The 18,184-nt window shown below is 44.9% G+C and carries 16 protein-coding genes; 12 read left to right on the top strand and 4 right to left on the bottom strand.

All coding sequences use genetic code 11. The annotated features are described in order from the left end of the window. Window positions 1-40: 40 nt before the first annotated feature. Window positions 41-2,728 carry an autotransporter outer membrane beta-barrel domain-containing protein gene (locus AC5SXE_RS03590; protein ID WP_493916653.1) on the bottom strand — a complete coding sequence of 896 codons (2,688 nt, stop codon included), beginning with the start codon at window positions 2,726-2,728 and terminating at the stop codon, window positions 41-43. A gap of 423 nt (window positions 2,729-3,151) precedes the next feature. Further along, entirely contained in the window at window positions 3,152-4,423 is a 1,272-nt protein-coding gene (pfp, locus tag AC5SXE_RS03585) for a diphosphate--fructose-6-phosphate 1-phosphotransferase (protein WP_433912710.1), read from the bottom strand. 216 nt (window positions 4,424-4,639) lie between these two features. Here pfp and AC5SXE_RS03580 point away from each other — a divergent pair, with 216 nt between their 5' ends. From AC5SXE_RS03580 to AC5SXE_RS03535, 10 genes are all read left to right on the top strand, one after another. Then, window positions 4,640-5,329: an endonuclease III domain-containing protein gene (locus AC5SXE_RS03580; RefSeq protein WP_493916652.1), complete on the top strand. Its 690-nt coding sequence runs from the start codon at window positions 4,640-4,642 to the stop codon at window positions 5,327-5,329. A gap of 49 nt (window positions 5,330-5,378) precedes the next feature. Then, the gene (locus AC5SXE_RS03575; protein WP_493916651.1) at window positions 5,379-6,287 is read left to right on the top strand and encodes a Wzz/FepE/Etk N-terminal domain-containing protein; all 909 of its coding nucleotides are present in this window, start codon (window positions 5,379-5,381) and stop codon (window positions 6,285-6,287) included. 9 nt (window positions 6,288-6,296) lie between these two features. Continuing rightward, window positions 6,297-6,464 (top strand): GNVR domain-containing protein, encoded by a 168-nt coding sequence (locus AC5SXE_RS03570; protein ID WP_493916655.1) that lies wholly within the window; start codon window positions 6,297-6,299, stop codon window positions 6,462-6,464. Between the two features lie 133 nt (window positions 6,465-6,597). Next, window positions 6,598-7,932, top strand: a complete 1,335-nt coding sequence (locus AC5SXE_RS03565; RefSeq protein ID WP_493916650.1) for an MFS transporter — start codon at window positions 6,598-6,600, stop codon at window positions 7,930-7,932. A gap of 174 nt (window positions 7,933-8,106) precedes the next feature. Further along, window positions 8,107-8,964, top strand: a complete 858-nt coding sequence (locus AC5SXE_RS03560) for an REP-associated tyrosine transposase (RefSeq protein WP_493916649.1) — start codon at window positions 8,107-8,109, stop codon at window positions 8,962-8,964. Window positions 8,965-8,988: 24 nt separating this feature from the next. Then, on the top strand, window positions 8,989-9,234 hold the full coding sequence (locus AC5SXE_RS03555) for a hypothetical protein (RefSeq protein ID WP_493916648.1): 246 nt from the start codon (window positions 8,989-8,991) through the stop codon (window positions 9,232-9,234). Between the two features lie 257 nt (window positions 9,235-9,491). Next, window positions 9,492-12,437 carry an autotransporter outer membrane beta-barrel domain-containing protein gene (locus AC5SXE_RS03550; RefSeq protein WP_493916647.1) on the top strand — a complete coding sequence of 982 codons (2,946 nt, stop codon included), beginning with the start codon at window positions 9,492-9,494 and terminating at the stop codon, window positions 12,435-12,437. 388 nt (window positions 12,438-12,825) lie between these two features. Continuing rightward, complete coding sequence (locus tag AC5SXE_RS03545) at window positions 12,826-13,800, top strand: TRAP transporter substrate-binding protein (protein ID WP_303882866.1); 975 nt, start codon at window positions 12,826-12,828, stop codon at window positions 13,798-13,800. Then, a complete protein-coding gene (locus tag AC5SXE_RS03540) occupies window positions 13,790-14,272 on the top strand; it encodes a TRAP transporter small permease (RefSeq protein WP_303882867.1) in 483 nt (160 codons plus the stop codon). The genes AC5SXE_RS03545 and AC5SXE_RS03540 overlap by 11 nt, the downstream gene beginning before the upstream one ends. Before the next feature lie 6 nt (window positions 14,273-14,278). Next, window positions 14,279-15,553, top strand: coding sequence for a TRAP transporter large permease (locus AC5SXE_RS03535; RefSeq protein ID WP_493916646.1), 1,275 nt, complete (start codon window positions 14,279-14,281; stop codon window positions 15,551-15,553). A gap of 137 nt (window positions 15,554-15,690) precedes the next feature. Here AC5SXE_RS03535 and AC5SXE_RS03530 read toward each other — a convergent pair whose 3' ends face one another. Beyond that, window positions 15,691-16,125 (bottom strand): YrbL family protein, encoded by a 435-nt coding sequence (locus AC5SXE_RS03530; protein WP_493916654.1) that lies wholly within the window; start codon window positions 16,123-16,125, stop codon window positions 15,691-15,693. A 9-nt stretch (window positions 16,126-16,134) separates the two neighbouring features. Next, complete coding sequence (locus AC5SXE_RS03525; RefSeq protein WP_493916645.1) at window positions 16,135-16,617, bottom strand: tetratricopeptide repeat protein; 483 nt, start codon at window positions 16,615-16,617, stop codon at window positions 16,135-16,137. Between the two features lie 234 nt (window positions 16,618-16,851). On the opposite strand from AC5SXE_RS03525, the gene AC5SXE_RS03520 reads away from it, so the two are divergent. Together AC5SXE_RS03520 and arsM are read left to right on the top strand one after the other, a co-directional pair. Beyond that, window positions 16,852-16,974, top strand: a complete 123-nt coding sequence (locus tag AC5SXE_RS03520) for a hypothetical protein (RefSeq protein ID WP_433912680.1) — start codon at window positions 16,852-16,854, stop codon at window positions 16,972-16,974. Between the two features lie 290 nt (window positions 16,975-17,264). After that, on the top strand, window positions 17,265-18,065 hold the full coding sequence (gene arsM / locus AC5SXE_RS03515) for an arsenite methyltransferase (RefSeq protein ID WP_493916644.1): 801 nt from the start codon (window positions 17,265-17,267) through the stop codon (window positions 18,063-18,065). Window positions 18,066-18,184: the final 119 nt, after the last annotated feature.

Raw genomic sequence — 18,184 nt, 5'->3', positions numbered from 1 at the left:
CTTGAATCAGAAGAATAGCCAACTCATGAATTAAACACTCTTATAATTTCCAATCGAGTCGCAGCCAGCCGCCGTGACTGTCGCTATTGTCTCCAAAGCGTCCAGTATAGTTGAGTGACATGCCAAAGCCGTTTGATCTGTAAAGCGACATGCCGAGATCGGTCACAAAATAGTAATCATCAAGTTCTTCGGTGAACCACTTTGTGTTGCCACGACATGTTTGATCGATGGTCACGTCGTCTCCGGAAAGGACCTTTACGTATGAAAGCCGCAGATGGGGTACAAACGGGGAACCGTCCTCCGAAAGGTATTTGCCCTTTAGCCTTACTCCTATCAATCCCTCAACTACAGTGGTGTCATAGTCGCCATAGGTGTAGCCGTTAGACTCTCTGTAGCCGTCGCGCTCAAAGTACCCGACGTTTATTCCAATTTCAGGAACAATTTCCCACTTAGAGTTCTCGCCAATTTCGCTCATCATGTATCCCACGCGAATGTCGTTTGTGATTGCCCAGCTGTCAAAGCTTGCCCTGGCGTCTCCATCAATCTGCCTCCTGAAGCTATTGTGATCAGTGCTTCGATAGGTCAGAGTATCGGAGATTACCCATCTATCGAAACGCTTGCTCATGTAAGCTCCAAGATGCCAGGTGTCTTGCTCCTCCCAATCGGAGGAAGCAGGGAAGACGTCGGTAAAATCAATGTCTTTTTCCGTGTACCCGGCATACATGCCCCATATGGTCGTATCGTTTACTTTTTGGTCAAAGCCGAAGCTCAAGCCCTTCGTTTTCGCTTCAAACCCGAGAGGGCTGCTGCCCGCCGAGTTGCGGTCTGTTTTGCTGCCAAAAAAATGGGAGTAAAATACTTTCTCCCCTTTTTCAAGTTTATCCATTTCGTCCATCACATCTTGGAGGTGATTTGCCATTATCCAACGCAGCAGTGACCAGTCTTCAATGGCAGATACTAAGCCCAGGGCTTGTTCGGAAAAGTAGTAGCCCAGCCAAGCGGAGTAATATTGTACGCTGCTGCCCGAGATCCATCCTATTTCATAAGGGATGTAATAGGGGTTGTTGACGAAGTATGTGTTGAAGTTATCATTGTATGTATTGGTCCCGATAAAGCGATATAGGCCCGGCTGCATGGCCGTTGACATGTCAATGACTAAACCGCCGCTTATGGACGCGTGGGTTTTGACCCATAAAGGTATGGCACTATGTTCAGTTGCTGAGTTGGAATTGGCGAAGATATTGAGCGTTGCTCTGTCTTCTTGGGTGAATTTTTCTGCCACGAACTGCGTGCCTTTTTCTATTTTAAAAGTTCCTTCCTTATTATTATGGACGTAGCCGGAATATGAGCCCCCTTCAACTTGAAAGGTCCCCTTGCCGCTTTTTGTAAAGCTCTCGAAACCCTTCACGCGGGCAGAAAGATTTTCATTCATTTCTACAGACAAACTGGATGTTTCGTCACCGACAATATCCTGTGAAGAAGCCAAGACAGTTCCGTCAAGCAAGGTTACCGAGCTGTCAAAAGCTGTTATTGCATTGCCATTAAGGCTGGATAATATGCCCGTATTCGTGAATGTGCTGTCATCTATGTGCACGGCATCGGCATCTGCGCCTGTGACGGCTATATTGCCTTCATTGGTACCGGTGGATTTCTCCACAAGATACATTCCATGGGCACTTTCGCCGCTAGTAGTTATTTTTTCTCTGTTTTCTGCAGAAGACTTGTTTTTGGCATACATTCCGTAAGCCACTTCTCCTGATGTTTCAACTTTGCCGTCATTGTGGATATTGGAATTTTTGTCAGCATACATACCATAACCATTTTTACCCGAAGTCGTTATATTGCCTTTGTTGGTACCCTCTGAATCCCACCACGTGTCCATGCCGCGACTCTTATTGCCAAAGGTCGTGATATTGCCATCGTTAATGGCTTCAGAATCTTTCCAAGCTGACATGCCATGGCTCTCGTTCCCCGAGGTTACGATATTTCCATTGTTGCAGATATCGGAATCATTGTAAGCATCCATACCATTTCCAAAATCTCCCGAGGTTACGATATTTCCATTGTTAATGGCAGAAGAGTAATTTTGGACCTTAATGCCATATCCTCCTACACCTCGAGCCAATATTATGCCATTGTTTACAGCTTCAGAATTATTCGATGCATACATACCCTCAGCGTTTTCCCCTGAGGTAACAATGCGAAAATTATTATAAGCTTTGGAGTTGAAGTAAGCGCGCATGCCCAAAGCCTCTTCCCCCGATGTTACAATACTTCCATGATTGTGAGCTTCTGACTTATCATAATATGCATACATACCGTAGCTTTTATCCCCACATGTTTTAACATAGCCGTAATTGTGAGCTTCTGCATTATAATGCGCATACATACCGTGGCCTTCAATTCCACTCGTGTTAATATAACCATAATTAAGGGCTTTTGAGTAGTTATATGTATGCATACCGTACCCCCTCTTGCCACTAGTTATAATGACTCCGTTATTAGTGGCAACTGTTTTCTCCCCCTCGACATACATACCTCTCTTTTCGTCTTCTGAAATTTTGATTTCACCATTATTGATGCAATCGGGATCTCCTTTGAGGGTTTCATTCATAATATCGCCCTCTGGGTTTATTGCCTCTGCAAAAGCTGCTCCAGAATAAACCAACGAGATCATTGCCATGTAAAAGATAAAGACTTTCAGAACTTGTACAATTTTCGTATTCATCTTAATAAACCTTTTTAGTTCTTTAGATCGTCCTTTATTGAGATAACTCACTTTTCTGCTTCCCCCATAGGTGTCTTCTTTTAAAAGTTAATGTGTTTTTCGGTGGGCGCGACTGCTTTTGCAAAAGGATTAGGAATCCGCTGGTAGAGCGAACAGTACATACCTATATCCGGGAAAGACTCGTCACCTCCCTTTTTGGCCCCGAAGCTTTAGCCTACAAACACAACGTATCATGGTTTACTTGAACATGTAGTAGAAATGCTTAATTCTTTGCGAGGCTTATTTGATAAGATTTGCTGCTTATTTTAGCAGAATAACAACTTTTCTTAAAACGCCATTAACATTCCAAAATGCTACCAGAATCATTTAATATCTTACATGTTGTAGAACTTACCCTGCTCAAATTTGAGTAAATAATTTACGTCACTCCGATTCCAGCCCAACCAAATAACCGTATTTTTCGATGAAGTCCTGGGGCGTCATGTTGGCGATGCGGGCCATCTTGTTGACGAAGAATTTTGACTCAAAGTCATCCCGGGTGAGCCTGATCATGTATTCTCTGGCTATGCGGTACTGCAGGGAGTTGATGTCAACGGTTCTTATCTTCATCTTGCCTGTCGTGGGATCTACGATGTCATCGAACATGATAGGGGTTAATTGGTTATTTTGTATCGTTATTATTGCGTTGGTGCCGCCGTCTGCCAAAAACTTAAAGGCTCCGTAGCCTAAGTTGCGCGTGTATTCCACGTCGAAGGGGTTCGGGGGAGCACACCTTACCTCGTATCCGATTTCTTTGTTCTGAACGGATATGGGAATGTCCATCTTCTTGAGTTCGCCGTTGAGCTGTCTTTTTAGCACGTCGGAGAAGTTGATCTCGGCGTAGCGAACATGGCCATATTCGTCTTTTTCTATGGAATCTATGGCTGACAATTCGTGGGACGACATCTTTGAAATTAACCCTTCCGCGGCCACTATCACGCCGTGGTCTCTTTCTAAGGCTAATCTTTTTATGATCGTGCCGCTCATGATATCAATGACGTGTTTCAGGCTTATGGTCTCGCCCTCGAATTCCTCTGGAATGATGGTAAGCGTGGCGCTTGCACTTTTGCCGATCCCTAAGGCCAGATGCCCGCTGACTCGGCCCATTGTGACGACCAAAAACCAACGGCCCATTGTCTTTGCGTCTTCCATGAGGTTCATGACGAGTTCGGCGCCCAAGGCCCTGGCCGTTTCATAGCCGAAAGTAGGAAGGCCCTCCGGCAAGGGCAAATCATTATCTATGGTCTTTGGGACGTGGACAAAGCGTATGTTGAGCCCAAGCTTTTCTCTTGCAAACTCGGATACTTTATGTGCGGCGTAGGCGGTATCGTCTCCTCCGATGGTGACTATATGGGTGACTCCCAAGTCAACGAGGTTTTCTACAACTGTTCGAAGGATGGCCTCGCTTTTGGTGGGGTTAAAGCGAGACGTCCTGATTATGCTTCCTCCTTCTTTATGGATGCGGCTTACCATGTCGATAGTGAGGGGGATGACTTTTTTGTTGGCAGTGGCGAGGTGGGAAAAGCCGTCGTAAATGCCCAATACGTCCCAACCATTGTTTCGTGCCTCTATGGTTACCGAAGCTATGACGTTGTTTATGCCAGGAGCAGGTCCACCTCCGCAAATTATCGCCAAGGTATTGCCCTGAAAATTCATGTTTCTGTGCCTCCTTTTGTGCAACTGCTTTATAGATCATAACAAGTTTATCGTATTTTAACTACGTTTCTTTATTCTGTCCATGTATCAAGTGAGATTTTGACGTTTCTATTCCGGATCGTCATTAATAGTTGATATCTCCTGCGTGCCCGTGGAGGGGAATGCAACAGCAAAGATCAAAGAGATGGTTTAAGATAGTTGGGGATGGATGGCAATATGAATAAAAAGTTGTTGATCATATATGAAGCGCTCTTAAAACATTACGGCCCACAAGGCTGGTGGCCGCTGACGAGTCTTGTCGAAGAAGGAAAAGATGGCGGCTATCATCCTGGAGACTACGAGCATCCAAAGACGGAACTTGATGCATATGAGATCATAGTTGGGGCGATACTGACTCAAAACACATCTTGGACGGCCGTTGAGCGGGCGATTCAAAATTTAAGGCAAATGGGCGCCCTTGATCCTCATGCATTGCTTTCTTTAAGTGATAGCGAGCTTAAAAGAGCCATAAAACCTGCAGGATTTTATAACCAAAAAGCACTATACTTGAAAGAAGCAACGAAGTTTTTTATGAGTCTAAACAAAAAGACGCCGACGCGAAAAGATTTGCTGTCTGTAAAAGGCGTTGGCAACGAGACGGCCGATTCTATATTGCTTTATGCTTACAAGCAACCTCAATTTGTCATCGACGCTTACACTAAACGAATTGCCTTCGCCCTGAACTTGGCGGATGAAAAAGCGGGCTACATGGAGCTAAAAAAATTGTTCGAATCAAATTTACCCAAAGACGTCGCATTGTATCAGGAGTTTCACGCCTTGTTGGTAGAACATGCAAAGCATTTTTACAGCAAAAAGACGCGATCTTCCTTGCAAACGGAAGTAGACTTTTTAAAGGAGTTTCTGTAAACTTTAAGCGTTGATGATACGGCAGGTAAAGACAGCGGGGTGAAGGTGCATGGAAAAAGAAACGAACGAACACCGCGAGCCATACTACGCGGAAGACGAAATAGACCTTTACGAACTTATCCAGGTCCTTTTAAAGAGAAAAAAGCTGATAATTGGCATATTTTTGATCGCCGTCATCGTGGTAATTGCAGCTTCCTATATGATGAAGCCCGTTTACAGGGTTTCAGCTGTAGTTGGGCCCGGAAAGATCTACGAGCTCGAACCGGTACGTGATACTTTAATTTGGCGCGAGAAGGATATAGATACGCCAGAAAACATCGAAAGGTTAATTTCACAAAATCCCTTTCATCACGCCATCTTAACGCAGCTGGGTTGGGATTATGAAGACCCGACGAATAGATTTGAGATCAAAACTAACGTTCAGAAAGGAACTGAGAGTATATCGCTAAGCATTGATTCCTTCGACCCCAAGATGGCTAAAGAGTATTTAAGCGCTCTTATAGACCAATTAAACTGTTTTTATCTTCCTAAGGTGGAAAGAAGTGCGACATTATTAAATTATGAAAAGAAACGCATAATAGATGAGAAGCGATGCATTGCCGATCAAATTGGACTTATTAATCATAAATTACAGGTTCTTGAGCAACAGAACGCGAAATTACAAAAACATATTGAGGTAAATATAAAAGGAGTAAATAACGAGCAAATATTAGATAATCGAAAGGCCGTTCAACATGATTTAACGTCAGTCGACAAGTTGATATTAACCCTTATGATGGAAAATAACGATATTCAAAGCCAAGAACTCAAACAAGAGATTGAAACTCTTAAATCAAAATTAGCAAACCTCGATTTTCAGGCAATTGATGTAGAAATCAAACTTGCAACCCTTGGAGCAAAAACGAAGAGCCTTGATGTCCAAAGCAGCGAATCGGAAGCACAACAAAATGACTTATAATCGCAACAGATTGAGGTTTCAGCCATTAAGATTGTTCAGGAGCCCATTGTAGACCCCCAGCGGGTTTCGCCAAAAAGAACTCTTATGGTCGCAGTTGCCGGCGTGCTGGGGCTTTTCGTCGGAATCTTTGCGGCCTTTGCCGTGGAATTTTGGCAAAGCCACAAGGTTTCTGCCTAAAAAGTTAAAAGACGACCTTTGGGATTTTTTTGAATATGTATGCTACAATATTTGTTGGAGAATTAACCGCCTGAAGTGGCCTTTGAGCCAGGGAAGGCGGTTCGCTTTTTGTGAACGGAGGCGCCGATGCAAGTTGAGAATCCTTATTTTCCTAACCACGAGTATAGCTTTGATGCTTTCTGGGATAGGTGCCACCTCGATTTCGGTGGCCTTTCCTTTTATTACGTCATACTTTGGAGCCCCCATAACCGTAGCGGGATGGACCATAAGTGTTTATCAGCTCGGCTATACAGTAACAATGCCCATAGTTGGCAAGATAAGCGATGTTTTAAGCAGGAAATTTACTTTCATAACATGTCTCGCACTTTTTACATTTGCCTCAGCGGCGTGTCTTTTTGTCGATAGCATCGGCCTTTTGATATTTTTTCGCTTCATACAGGCCCTTGGCGGGGGAGGGTTTATGCCTTCTTCCGTTGGCATAATATCCGAGACATACCCTGAATCAAGACAAAAAATGATAGGCCTTTTTAGCAGCATCCTTCCCATAGGCCATATTGTTGGGCCAAACCTGGGAGGATGGCTTGTTGACTCCTTCGGCTGGAGATCCGTGTTTATGATCAATATACCCTTAGGGCTAGCTGCTATTGTGCTTTCATTCTTTCTCCTCAAATCTGGCGAAAGAAAAAGTGGCAGTATAGATTTTCTCGGAGCGGGCCTGGTCGGCGGCGTTGTCGCTCTTTTGATGCTTGGTCTTACCCTTTTGAGTTACGAATCGATGGCCCGCTGGGCATGGGTGCTTTTTGTGGGCTCGGCAGTTTTTGCGGTGCTTCTTTTTAGACATGAAGAAAGGGCGATAGATCCCATATTAGACCTGGAAATACTGAAAAGAAAACCCTTTGTCGCGGCCAATGTCTATAACCTGATCTACGGCGGAGCAGTTACGGGTGTGTTTTCCTTGATACCTGCATTTGCCACTGCGGCGTATCAAATGAGTGCCTCAGATTGCGGGCTGCTTCTTTTGCCAAGGTCTATAGGAGTTATAGCCGCTTCTTTTATAACCAGCATGTACATCATGCAGTGGGGGTATCGCTGGCCCTTGATCATAGGAAGCGGCGTGACCGCGGCAAGCTTGTTTTTCTTGAGCATGGCGCCGGCAAATATTTTCCTTCTATATATAGTAATGCTCATTGCGGGTTTGGCAGTTGGCGTCATCTCGCCAACTTCAAACAACGCCTGCATCGAGCTACTTCCGCAAAAGGCTGCCACCATCACGGGTGTCAGAGGCATGTTTCGCCAAATTGGGGGAGCCGTAAGCGTCACCTTGGCAACACTTGTAGTAGAAATTGTCGGTGATCCTGTACGTGGCTATGCATTGGCATTTATCGGCATAGGTGTGGCCTTTATCGCAACCATGCCCTTGATCTTCATGATGCCCAGCCGCCCTCAAAATCCGAGGGTCAGATCTTGAATCTTGAATTTTATTTTTACAAGATAATTAACTGTTGGGCAGTTAAGAAGTTTATATTCTCCATTCTCCGGTGCCGGTACTGATTTTTTCACCCCGAGGAGTGTGTTTATAAATATGACGAATAACGCATTTATCAAGTATGCGCAAATGTAAATTATATAGTATATTTAATCCATGGCACGACCGTTGAGGATCGAATTCGAGGGAGCGATATATCACATTACCTGTCGTGGAAATGCCAGAAATGACATTTTTCTCGACGCAAAGGACCGCACGATGTTTTTGGGTTTTCTTGGCAAGGCCGTCGAGCGGTGTAGTTGGCTATGTCATGCTTACTGTTTAATGAATAACCACTACCACCTTTTGGTGGAAACCCCAGATGCCAACATCTCGGAGGGAATGCATTACCTCAATTGTGTATACACAATATATTTCAACCGCCATCATGAGCGGGTGGGCCATGTCCTGCAAGGTAGGTATAAGTCAATACTGGTCGAACGCGACAGTCATTTGCTTGAATTGACGCGCTATGTGGTCTTAAACCCTGTGAGGGCAGGTTTAGTGGAACGACCCGAGGATTGGCCCTGGAGCAGTTATAGGGCGACAGCGGGAATTGAGAATGCTCCCCCATTTCTACACACTAGTTGGCTGCTGTCGCAGTTTGACAAAAAGCCTAGGCTGGCAAGAGAGGCGTATCGTGCTTTTGTGGCAGAGGATAACAAATCAAACCCCTGGGAAGACCTGAGGGGCAGGGTTGTGCTCGGTAGCGAAAGTTTTCTCAAATCCCTAGAGCCACTATTGAACAACTATCAGCAGGAAAATGAGTATCCAGTCTGTCAAAGAAAGGCGACACGTCCCACTTTGGAGGAGCTGTTTGCCGACGTTGAGATTGAAGATAAAAAGGACCGAAATGCGAAAATTCATGAGGCAGTCTGTGTTCATGGTTACGCCCAAGCCGAAGTGGCAAGATTTTTGGGCCTTCATTATTCCACAATTAGCACAATCCTCAAACAAATTGACAACAAAACCTAAACTTCCAGGAAGGGGTCTTTATTCTTGATTTTCTTCTACGAGGCAGCCGACGTGGTCGTAATGACGGACGAACCCTCAAAAATCCCGGTCGCCATTAAAATAGCAAGGCGAACGCTTAGCATCGCCAGGCAAAATATCGCCATCGCACTGGGAGTCAAAGGTGGCATCCTCAACCTCGGCGCCTTAGGGATAGCCTCCATATGGGCAGCATGGCCATGGCGATATCCTGCATGTTTTTGGGCAATTTCAAGTTCAGGGGTTGTCGATTAAAAGCGGTTAAAAATCAAGAAACGATGAGATAACAATATAGAATGGAAGATATTAGCTATAAAAAGCCAAGGTTGTTTTCTATAGCACAAAGTCATATTTGAAAAAAGTTCAATAAAAAGGTTCAATAAATTCAATAAAATTGTTGGCTTTTAATGTTAGATTGTTATCACATGATATTTGTGTGAATCGATCCTCATCGCATTAAGCGAGCTATAATAAACTCGCTATATAACCAACAATAAAAAGGAGAGAGGCGAATGAAAAATGTGAGTAAGTACCGAATGTGTTTTGTGCTCTTATCTTTCTTTCTTGTAATTGTGGCTTTGTTGGTCAGGGGTGGGGTGGGGTTTGCAATAGAAAATCCAGCGGATACCACGATAGATTACACCCTCACAGGGGACCCTAATTGCACCAACTACGGCACGATAGATGCAGAAGATAAAGACGAAGAACATGGTATGTATGTAGAAGGAAAAGACAATGAGGGAGTAAGCCACTATGCATCAAACTTCGGTAAGGTCATAACGCGTGGATGGTACGCTTATGGCATGTATGCCGAATCAGGAGCCATTGCTACGAACGAGAACGAAGGTACGATAACCACGCTTGGCGATTGGGCTCATAGCATGGTGGCTGAGGATGGCTCCACCGCTACGAACAACGGCCACATTGAAACTGAAGGTTGGGGTTCCTGTGGTATATCAGCTGAGCATAGCTCCACTGCTATAAACAACGGCCGCATTGAAACAAATGGCGAGTGGGCGGAGGGCATGTATGCCTGGGATGGCTCCACTGCCACGAACAACGGCAGCATAATAACGCAAGGCAAAGAAGCACACGGTATGTACGTCGAGAAAGACTCCATCGCTACGAACAACGGCCACATTGAAACTGAAGGTAACGATGCCTGTGGCATGCTTGCCCTGGATGGCTCCACTGCCACGAACAACGGCAGCATAATAACGCAAGGCCAAAATGCCTATGGCATGACTAACTTTTATCTTCCTATGCTTAGAGGCACTCTTCCTTACGGTGCTGACAATAGCTATGGAGTCATGGTTGCAAGCCCTGAGGACAATAGCGGTTCTGCAACTGCAGTTATTACCAATAATGGTTCCATATCTACATACGGCAACTGGGCACATGGTGTGTATATTGTCGGAGACTATTTTCCTATATTTTTTTATACAAACTCTGATGACAATAATGAGTTTGTAACCAAAGCTGTTAATAATGGCGATATTACAACTCAAGGCGAAGTAGCTTTTGGTATGGTAGCGCTATATGACTCAACTGCCACGAACGAAAGTGTGGGTACTATAGCAACTTACGGCAAAGAGGCATACGGCATGTATGCCGAGTATAATTCTAAAATAAATAATTTTGGAAATATAATTACAAAGGGTGAAAAAGCTTACGGCATGTATGCTCGTATTCCCTTTCCTTACGACGGATATACTCCCGTGCCCCTTTCAGCGGCTAAAGTTATCAATAGCGGTACTATAGCAACTTACGGCAACTGGGCACATGGCATGTATATTAGGGGTTACTATGCTCAACCCCCTGCTCCTAAGTCCTTTGACGATGACATAAGTGACGATACATCCACTGCCATCAACACTGGCACCATCACAGTCACAGGCGAAGGTGCAGACGCAGTCTATGTAGATAACAGCACCTTCACCAACTCGGGCACCCTGGATAGCCTTCGTGGGAATGCGATTACATCTGTAAATAGCACTGTAACTCTAGAAGACGGAACCAAGCTTCCCAATTCTCACAATATAGTCGGCGATGATGACTCGACCTTAAACGTGAACATGGCCGGGGATCTTGCCGCCGTCGTAAAGTTTGGCGCCTTCAATAAAGACGGAAAAGGCACCATGACCTTGGAGAAAGGTTCCTATGCCGGTGCCACAAAAAACAGCGCTGGGACGCTGAGGATCACCCCCAATACCACTTTTGTAACAAATACTTACACCCAAATGCGTGACGCTTCGTTGTACATCTACTTCCCTGAAAGCCCCAATATGGATGTCGCTCTTTCGGTCGCTGGAAACGCCGAATTTGCAGGTAACGTAACTATAGACTACACAAACCAACCATTACCTGGTAAGTATAAACATATATATGTTGCAGGAGAAAGGTCAAATGATTTCGATAGCGTATCCTTCGTGAACCCCGGAGGGATCTATAAAACATTTATGCCACAGTGGGTACCTGGAAATAGCTGGTACTACATTAGTTTAGTTGATTACGCCTTCTCCGAACAGGCCCTGGGGCTGGTATCGGCCATAGAGGACTGGTCTCTCCTTCGCTGGATCATGGCAAACCACCTGCAGGATGTGGCAAGCGAGATAGATAATCTAGAGGCAGGTAAAAAGGTATATTACGCTCACTTTTTGGCTAACAAGACCGACCGTAATCCTACCGGCGGAAGCCCCTTGGGCTACGAATCGGACACCAGGGGCCTGAGCTTCGGCTTTGACGAAAAAGTAGATGACAAAACCATATGGGGCATGTATGTTGGCTATACCGAAAAGGACATCGATTTTACCGACGTATTGCCTGCATGCGCAGACTGGGAAGAGCAGGACAGCTGGCACATAGGAGCTTACATAAGCAAACGCTTCGACAAGTGGATCATCTCCGACACGTTGACTTACCGATCCACCGACCATGACAGCTTCAGAAGGCAAAAGGACGGAAATGCCAGGGCAAGCTTCGACAGCTGGGCAGTCACAAACGACATAAGAGCAGGCTACGTGGTTAAGGAAATAGGGGAGAACTCCCGTTGGGAGATCGTGCCCGAAGTAGGTCTTAACGTGGGATACTTTAACAGGGACGGGTACAGGGAGACCAACGGCTACACCTACGGCGACTACGACACGACCGTTACAGAAGGTGTAATAGGCGTGAGGTTTAAGGGAGAGTTTATCTCCAAGGACGGCTCGAGGTTTTCTCCATTCCTCAGACTTTCCTATGTAAACGTCCTTTCGGGAGACGACGTCACCATAGACCAAAGCTGGTACGGAGTGAAGAGCTGGTACACCGAAAAGCTCGACGACGACTACTTCGTCGCAGACCTAGGGATGACCCTTTACACAGCAGGAAACTTCGACATGTCTTTAAACTACAATGGAAGGTTTGGAGACGACAGCTACTCCCACGGCGGTTGGCTAAGGCTTGAGTGGAAGCAATAACATAACAATACAAGGTAAGACTAATCCCCAGGTGTCTACCTTTAACCATCATCCATTTCATGTGATACCTCTGACCCTATTTGCCCATAACCGGCATCAGGGGTATGTTTCGACAAATGGGGGGGTGCGCTTAGCGTTACCATAGTCACGCTGGTCGTCGAGACGGTTGGCCGACGCGTCCCGGGGTTTTGCCATCGTGTTTTTTGGCCTTACCATTGCCTTCATAGCAGCCATGCCCTTGATCTTCATGATGCCTAGCCGCCCCTTAAAATAGTGGTAGATCCTATTGGCTTGACATTTTGTCTTGACATTTAAAAACCACTATGATATACAAAATTTCAGCAGTACGTAAAAAACCTGCCAATAATTAAAAAGAGGTGATTTAACCGTGAAGCGCGTATTGACCCTTATCTTTGTTTTTTGTCTTCTTTTGGGTTTGTCTTCATCATCCTACGCCGCAACAGAGATTAAGATTGGCCATGTGTTAACTACTGACAGTGCCTGGCACATCAATCTTGACGGGTTTGCCAAAGAAGCGGCCGAACAAACAGAAGGCCGGGTTATTTTTAAGATCTATCCCGGATCTCAGCTAGGCAACGAAAAGGATCTTATCGAGGGTCTAATGCTTCAAACTGTCGATGGTGGTTTAATCGGTGGCGGTTCCTTTCAATCCATCGACCCCAGATTTGGCATCGAAGCTCTTCCCTATGCGTGGAAAGACCATGAGGCGGCATACAGGGCAATGGATGGAGAGATTGGAAACTTCCTCCTCGGAATTCTCGAATCTAAAGGCATAAAGGGGATTTCCTGGTGGGAGAACGGATTTAGACATATAACCAACAACAAAAGGCCGATCATGGTTCCCAAAGATATGGAAGGGCTGAAGATCCGTGTTACTCCCGACAAAATGCGCCTTGACACCTTTAAGGCCCTTGGAGCTTCGCCGATTCCAATTAACTTTGGTGAACTTTACACCGCCTTGCAGCAAGGTGTAGTTGACGCGCAGGAAAACCCGCTCGGCATTATCTATGCAAATGCTTTCTACGAAGTGCAAAAGTACCTGTCTTTAAGCGGTCACATTTGGGGTTCTGCCTTGCTGTGCGTCAATTCGCCGGCATGGAAACGAATACCCGATCAGGATAAACCTGTGGTTGAAGCCCTAGCCCACAAATGGCGAGACAGAGAGCGACAACAAATTATGGACGAAGAAAGCGATATGCTGGTGAAGCTCAAGGAAAAGGGAATGCAAGCAAACGAGGTCGACAAGGAAGCGTTCAAGGCTGCAGTTCAACCCGTGTGGAATGACTACGAATCGGTGTTTGGAAAAGACTTAATGGACCTCGTGAGAAAATATGGCGAGTAAATTTTTTGAGGGATTCTTTAGGGCAATAGATCGCTTGCTTTCCATTGCCCTTTACGTAATATTTTTTGAAGTAATCGCTGAAGCCAGTGCTCGTTACATTTTTTCTGTTCCCATTCCCTGGGGAGCAGAACTGTCTCAGACTTTGCTGGTATGGATAACCTTTCTTGGCTCAGCAGTGGCCATGAGACATGGAGAACATATGGCAATTCGATTTGTTCAAGATATCATTCCCTGGCCTTTTTTAAAAAAAGGGCTCGAAATTCTTGGCAACCTATTTTTAACTATCTTTCTAATTGTTGGAACGTGGTCCGGATGTCTTGTTGTTGTAAGAACCTGGAGGCTTAAGACTACGGCCTTACAAATACCCGCAGGAATACTTTACCTTGCTTTTCCCGTCGGATGTTTTCTTATGATAGTTGGAATGTACCAATTTTTTGTAGCAAATCGTCATAATGTAAATGAAAGGGTGTAATCGGCCATGCTAATTTTGCTCGTCATTTTATTTGTCGCCCTAATTGCGGGAATTCCCGTTGCTTTTGCTATTGCCTTTTCAAGTACGGTATATCTGACGATGCTTTCGGGCGTTCCTCTCCTGGCTATAGCCCAACGCATGGTGGTAGGGGTGGACTCTTTTACGCTTCTTGCAATTCCCTTGTTCCTTCTGGCAGGAGAACTGATGGCCAGGGGAGACATCACGCCGCGAATAGTAAAGTTCACCGCAACCATTGTAGGGCACATCCCCGGAGGAATGGCTATGGTGATGGCGATATCCTGTATGCTTTTTGGGGCAATTTCTGGGTCTGGAGTAGCAGATGTCATCGCAATCGGTTCCATTCTTCTTCCTGCCATGAACGAGCAAGGTTACAAAAGGCCTTTTAGCGCAACTTTGCTTGGTTGCTCGGGCGCATTGGCCACGATCATACCTCCAAGCATTGTCATGGTCACCATCGGCGTAACCACCGGCGCTTCCATAGGAAAGCTTTTCTTGAGCGGTATCATCCCCGGGGTCATGGCTGGAGTGGCTTTTATGGTTATTTCGTATGTATTTGCCATCAAAGAAAACTATCCCAGAATGGAAAAATCGAGCTGGAAGGAGCGATGGAATGCCTTTAAGATGGCATTATTGCCTCTCCTTACCCCCGCGATAATATTAGGAGGCATTTTGCTTGGGATTTTTACGGCTACCGAAGCAGGCGGCATAGCTGCACTTTATGCATTGATATTAGCTGTCTTCGTCTACAAAAAGGTCTCGTTATCAGAGCTTTTAGAGATAGGAATTGATGTTGTCAGGACAAGCGCCGTTATCCTTTTTATAATAGCTGCTGCGAACCTCTTCGGTTGGGTTGTCGCAGCCGAAGACATCCCTCAAAAGGTCGCTTCGTTCATGCTTTCGATTAGCGAAAACTATTGGGTCCTATTGATTCTTTTCAATATACTTTTGCTTTTGCTCGGCATGTTCATGGAAACGATCGCAATCATCATAATAGTCCTGCCCATCTTTTTACCCATTTTTAATACGTTGGGCATGGATTTGATACATTTAGGGATAATCGTGTGTATAAATCTGGCTATAGGAGCTAACACTCCACCTTTAGGGGTAGACTTGATCGCGGCGTGCAGAGTAGCTGAGGAGAGGTATGAAAATACCTTTAAATATCTGCCACCGTTTTTGGGTGCAATGACATTAGTATTGATACTTATCATTGCATTTCCTCAACTCGCATTATGGATACCTAATATGCTTATAAATTAACGTAGAGCTCAGTTAATCTAAAGAAACCGAGCCTAGCATTATAAGTTATCGCGCAGGCTGTTTGAGCGTTGGTGAAGGTTTAGCTTCAAGTGTTGGGCCTTTGTCAGCATGAAAATGCTTCTCTTTTAAATTAAAATTCAAGATTCAAGATCCGACCCTATTGGTATTGGACCTATTATTGGTCCAAGGTATCTTTCCAAAAAGCCCAGGAATTTTTCCTCCATTTTTCTTTGCGCAAGGCTTCGAAACAAGTGGATAGCGGGAAAATCCATGTTTGGTCTGCTTTCGCTCTTCCAATCAATTATCACTATCCTGTCGCCGGCTTTCCTTTTTTGAACAACGAAGTTTGGGGAACTCCAACTGTAAAACAAGAGTCCAGTTTCCGTCAGATGTTGATAGAGTTCTTTTAAAAGCTCAAGAACGTGCTCTGCGTCTTCCGGGTGCCTCTTCAAATGTAAACCCAAACGTAGCGATTTTGTTCCATCATCATTAAAAATGCGCTCAAAAACAAGACCAGGGCCTAGATTGGTAGTTACGATTCCATAGCATCTAGGTGCATAAAGGTAAAATATTTCACCGAGTCATCTAGCTTTCTTCCAGTAGAAGCGGGCTTCTTCCCTATTGGAGGAAAAATCCGCCAGCCAAGGCATAAACACTCTTTTCATGCGCTTTCTGCGGGTATTATATCGACCTTCATCCCAAGGCTTGTCTATCTTAATACAAAGCCCCGGATCATCAGGATGGATAAAACAAATCCTATTCTCACCGATACCCAGAAGTAAATTTTCGTTCAAGTGAATGATTCGTTGTGGTTTATAAAAAATCTTCGGAGGCTGTTTTGAAAGAGGGATCCCTAAAATATCGGCAAGAAAGCACTTTAATCCATAATCAGGGGCAAGAACCTTCTCCCATATCTTCAATATTCGAGCATAACAACGTTTTGCTTTCCTGCTTTCCCCATAACTTTCATATATCTTAGCAAGCGCTTCTAAATTTTCCGTCAAATCTGGATGAAAAGGCCCTAGAGTTGCCTCAGCCTCTTGGAACTTGCGCCTTGTAAGCACTAATTCCTCCGACTGGCACCTCGCAGATACCAACCTGCACAACCTCGCTCTCGTCACATTGATATACTTGTAGAAATCTTTGAGATGTACCAACAATTACAGTTAAACCAAAGGTAAACAAAAATTAGATGACCCTCGTCTATGTTTCGTGTTCTTTTATATTATAAGATATTTTAGCAAGGTGCAATGTTCGTGATCGATTACTATTTTAGGGTCCTTAAGGAGGGGTTCATCATGTGGCTAGAGTTGCATAAAGTGAAGGTGCGCGACGTCCGGTGGGGCGACGACACCAAGGTTGAAGGAGGAGGTGAAAACAAAACAGATTCAGATGAAACTTGTGCAGCGATCTCTGCTTGACAAAATAAGTGGAATGTTCAGATCCTAAGTTTTGAATTTCAATATGACAGTATGATGTAGTATAATTTTATAGCATCGATAGCGTTAAATTCAACAATTACCTCCATCTTTGCTGCATATAATTAACCAGTTAAGGGCTCTGAATTATGTTCATAAATGGCCTTATAATTATAATTAATTGGAATGGCGAAGATTAAACGGCCAACGTGCAATGCTAAATATTCAAGATTAAAGATCTGACCCCAAAGTGTTTATGACAATCATTAAAAGCGAGGAAGGAGATTGTAGGTATGGCAGAAGACATAAAAAAACAGATACAACATTTTTACGGCGAGATAGCTAAGAACGCAAAAGAGGGAAATGTTTCCTGCTGCAAGGGTTCCTGCTGCGGGCCCATTGCAAACGCACCACTCATCTACGGGGAAGAGTTTCTCAACGGCCTGCCTGATGAGGCCTTAGAGGCCTCTCAAGGATGCGCCAATCCTCTGGTATTTGCCGAGCTAAAGGAAGGGGATATAGTGCTTGATTTGGGGAGCGGCGGCGGGATCGACGCATTTTTGGCGGCAAAGATCGTGGGAAACAAGGGAAAAGTTTACGGTCTTGACATGACGGACGACATGCTCGCCCTCGCTAATGAAAACAAGAAAAAGGCCGGCTTCACGAACGTGGAGTTTATCAAAGGCTATATTGAAGAAATCCCTTTGCCGGATGAGGCTGTTGACGTGATAATTTCAAACTGCGTCATCAATTTATCTGAGGACAAGCAAAAGGTCTTCAGCGAAATTTACAGGGTTTTAAAGAGAGGCGGCTACCTCTCGATCGCAGATGTGGTGACCTTAAAAGAAGTCCCGGATCGCGTCAGGCAAATAACGGAGCTTTGGCTATCCTGCATGGCCGGCTCCCTTCTAGTTGATGACTTAAACAAAATACTCGCCGATATCGGGTTTAAAGACATCACGATCTTCTTGGAACACGTATATACGAAAGACGTGATACAGTCACTCCTTGGAAGCGATGCCAAAATCAACGCAAGCGATCTTGACCTGCTCGACGGCGCCTTTGGAAGCGCGGTAATAAAGGCTGTTAAATAGTTAAAAAAGGTTGTCAAAATTTCAAGTGGGGCCTCGCTGGTTGAGGCCCCTAATTTTAGTCTACCTTATCCCAGCGCCACATCCAAGATCATCATCACGGTAAAACCTAACATGGCGGC

This window comes from Acetomicrobium sp. (assembly GCF_059026225.1).
Note: the sequence above shows the minus strand (reverse complement) of the source record. Positions and strands in the feature narration are given on the sequence as shown.

What these genes read in the sequence shown, in the direction of transcription:
- AC5SXE_RS03560 (WP_493916649.1), top strand. Translation starts at nt 8,107, where the DNA reads ATGGCACGACCGTTGAGGATCGAATTCGAGGGAGCGATATATCACATT.
- pfp (WP_433912710.1), bottom strand. Translation starts at nt 4,423, where the DNA reads ATGAATTTTCAGGGCAATACCTTGGCGATAATTTGCGGAGGTGGACCT.
- AC5SXE_RS03590 (WP_493916653.1), bottom strand. Translation starts at nt 2,728, where the DNA reads ATGAATACGAAAATTGTACAAGTTCTGAAAGTCTTTATCTTTTACATG.
- AC5SXE_RS03550 (WP_493916647.1), top strand. Translation starts at nt 9,492, where the DNA reads ATGAAAAATGTGAGTAAGTACCGAATGTGTTTTGTGCTCTTATCTTTC.
- AC5SXE_RS03580 (WP_493916652.1), top strand. Translation starts at nt 4,640, where the DNA reads ATGAATAAAAAGTTGTTGATCATATATGAAGCGCTCTTAAAACATTAC.
- AC5SXE_RS03535 (WP_493916646.1), top strand. Translation starts at nt 14,279, where the DNA reads ATGCTAATTTTGCTCGTCATTTTATTTGTCGCCCTAATTGCGGGAATT.
- arsM (WP_493916644.1), top strand. Translation starts at nt 17,265, where the DNA reads ATGGCAGAAGACATAAAAAAACAGATACAACATTTTTACGGCGAGATA.
- AC5SXE_RS03520 (WP_433912680.1), top strand. Translation starts at nt 16,852, where the DNA reads ATGTGGCTAGAGTTGCATAAAGTGAAGGTGCGCGACGTCCGGTGGGGC.
- AC5SXE_RS03540 (WP_303882867.1), top strand. Translation starts at nt 13,790, where the DNA reads ATGGCGAGTAAATTTTTTGAGGGATTCTTTAGGGCAATAGATCGCTTG.
- AC5SXE_RS03575 (WP_493916651.1), top strand. Translation starts at nt 5,379, where the DNA reads ATGGAAAAAGAAACGAACGAACACCGCGAGCCATACTACGCGGAAGAC.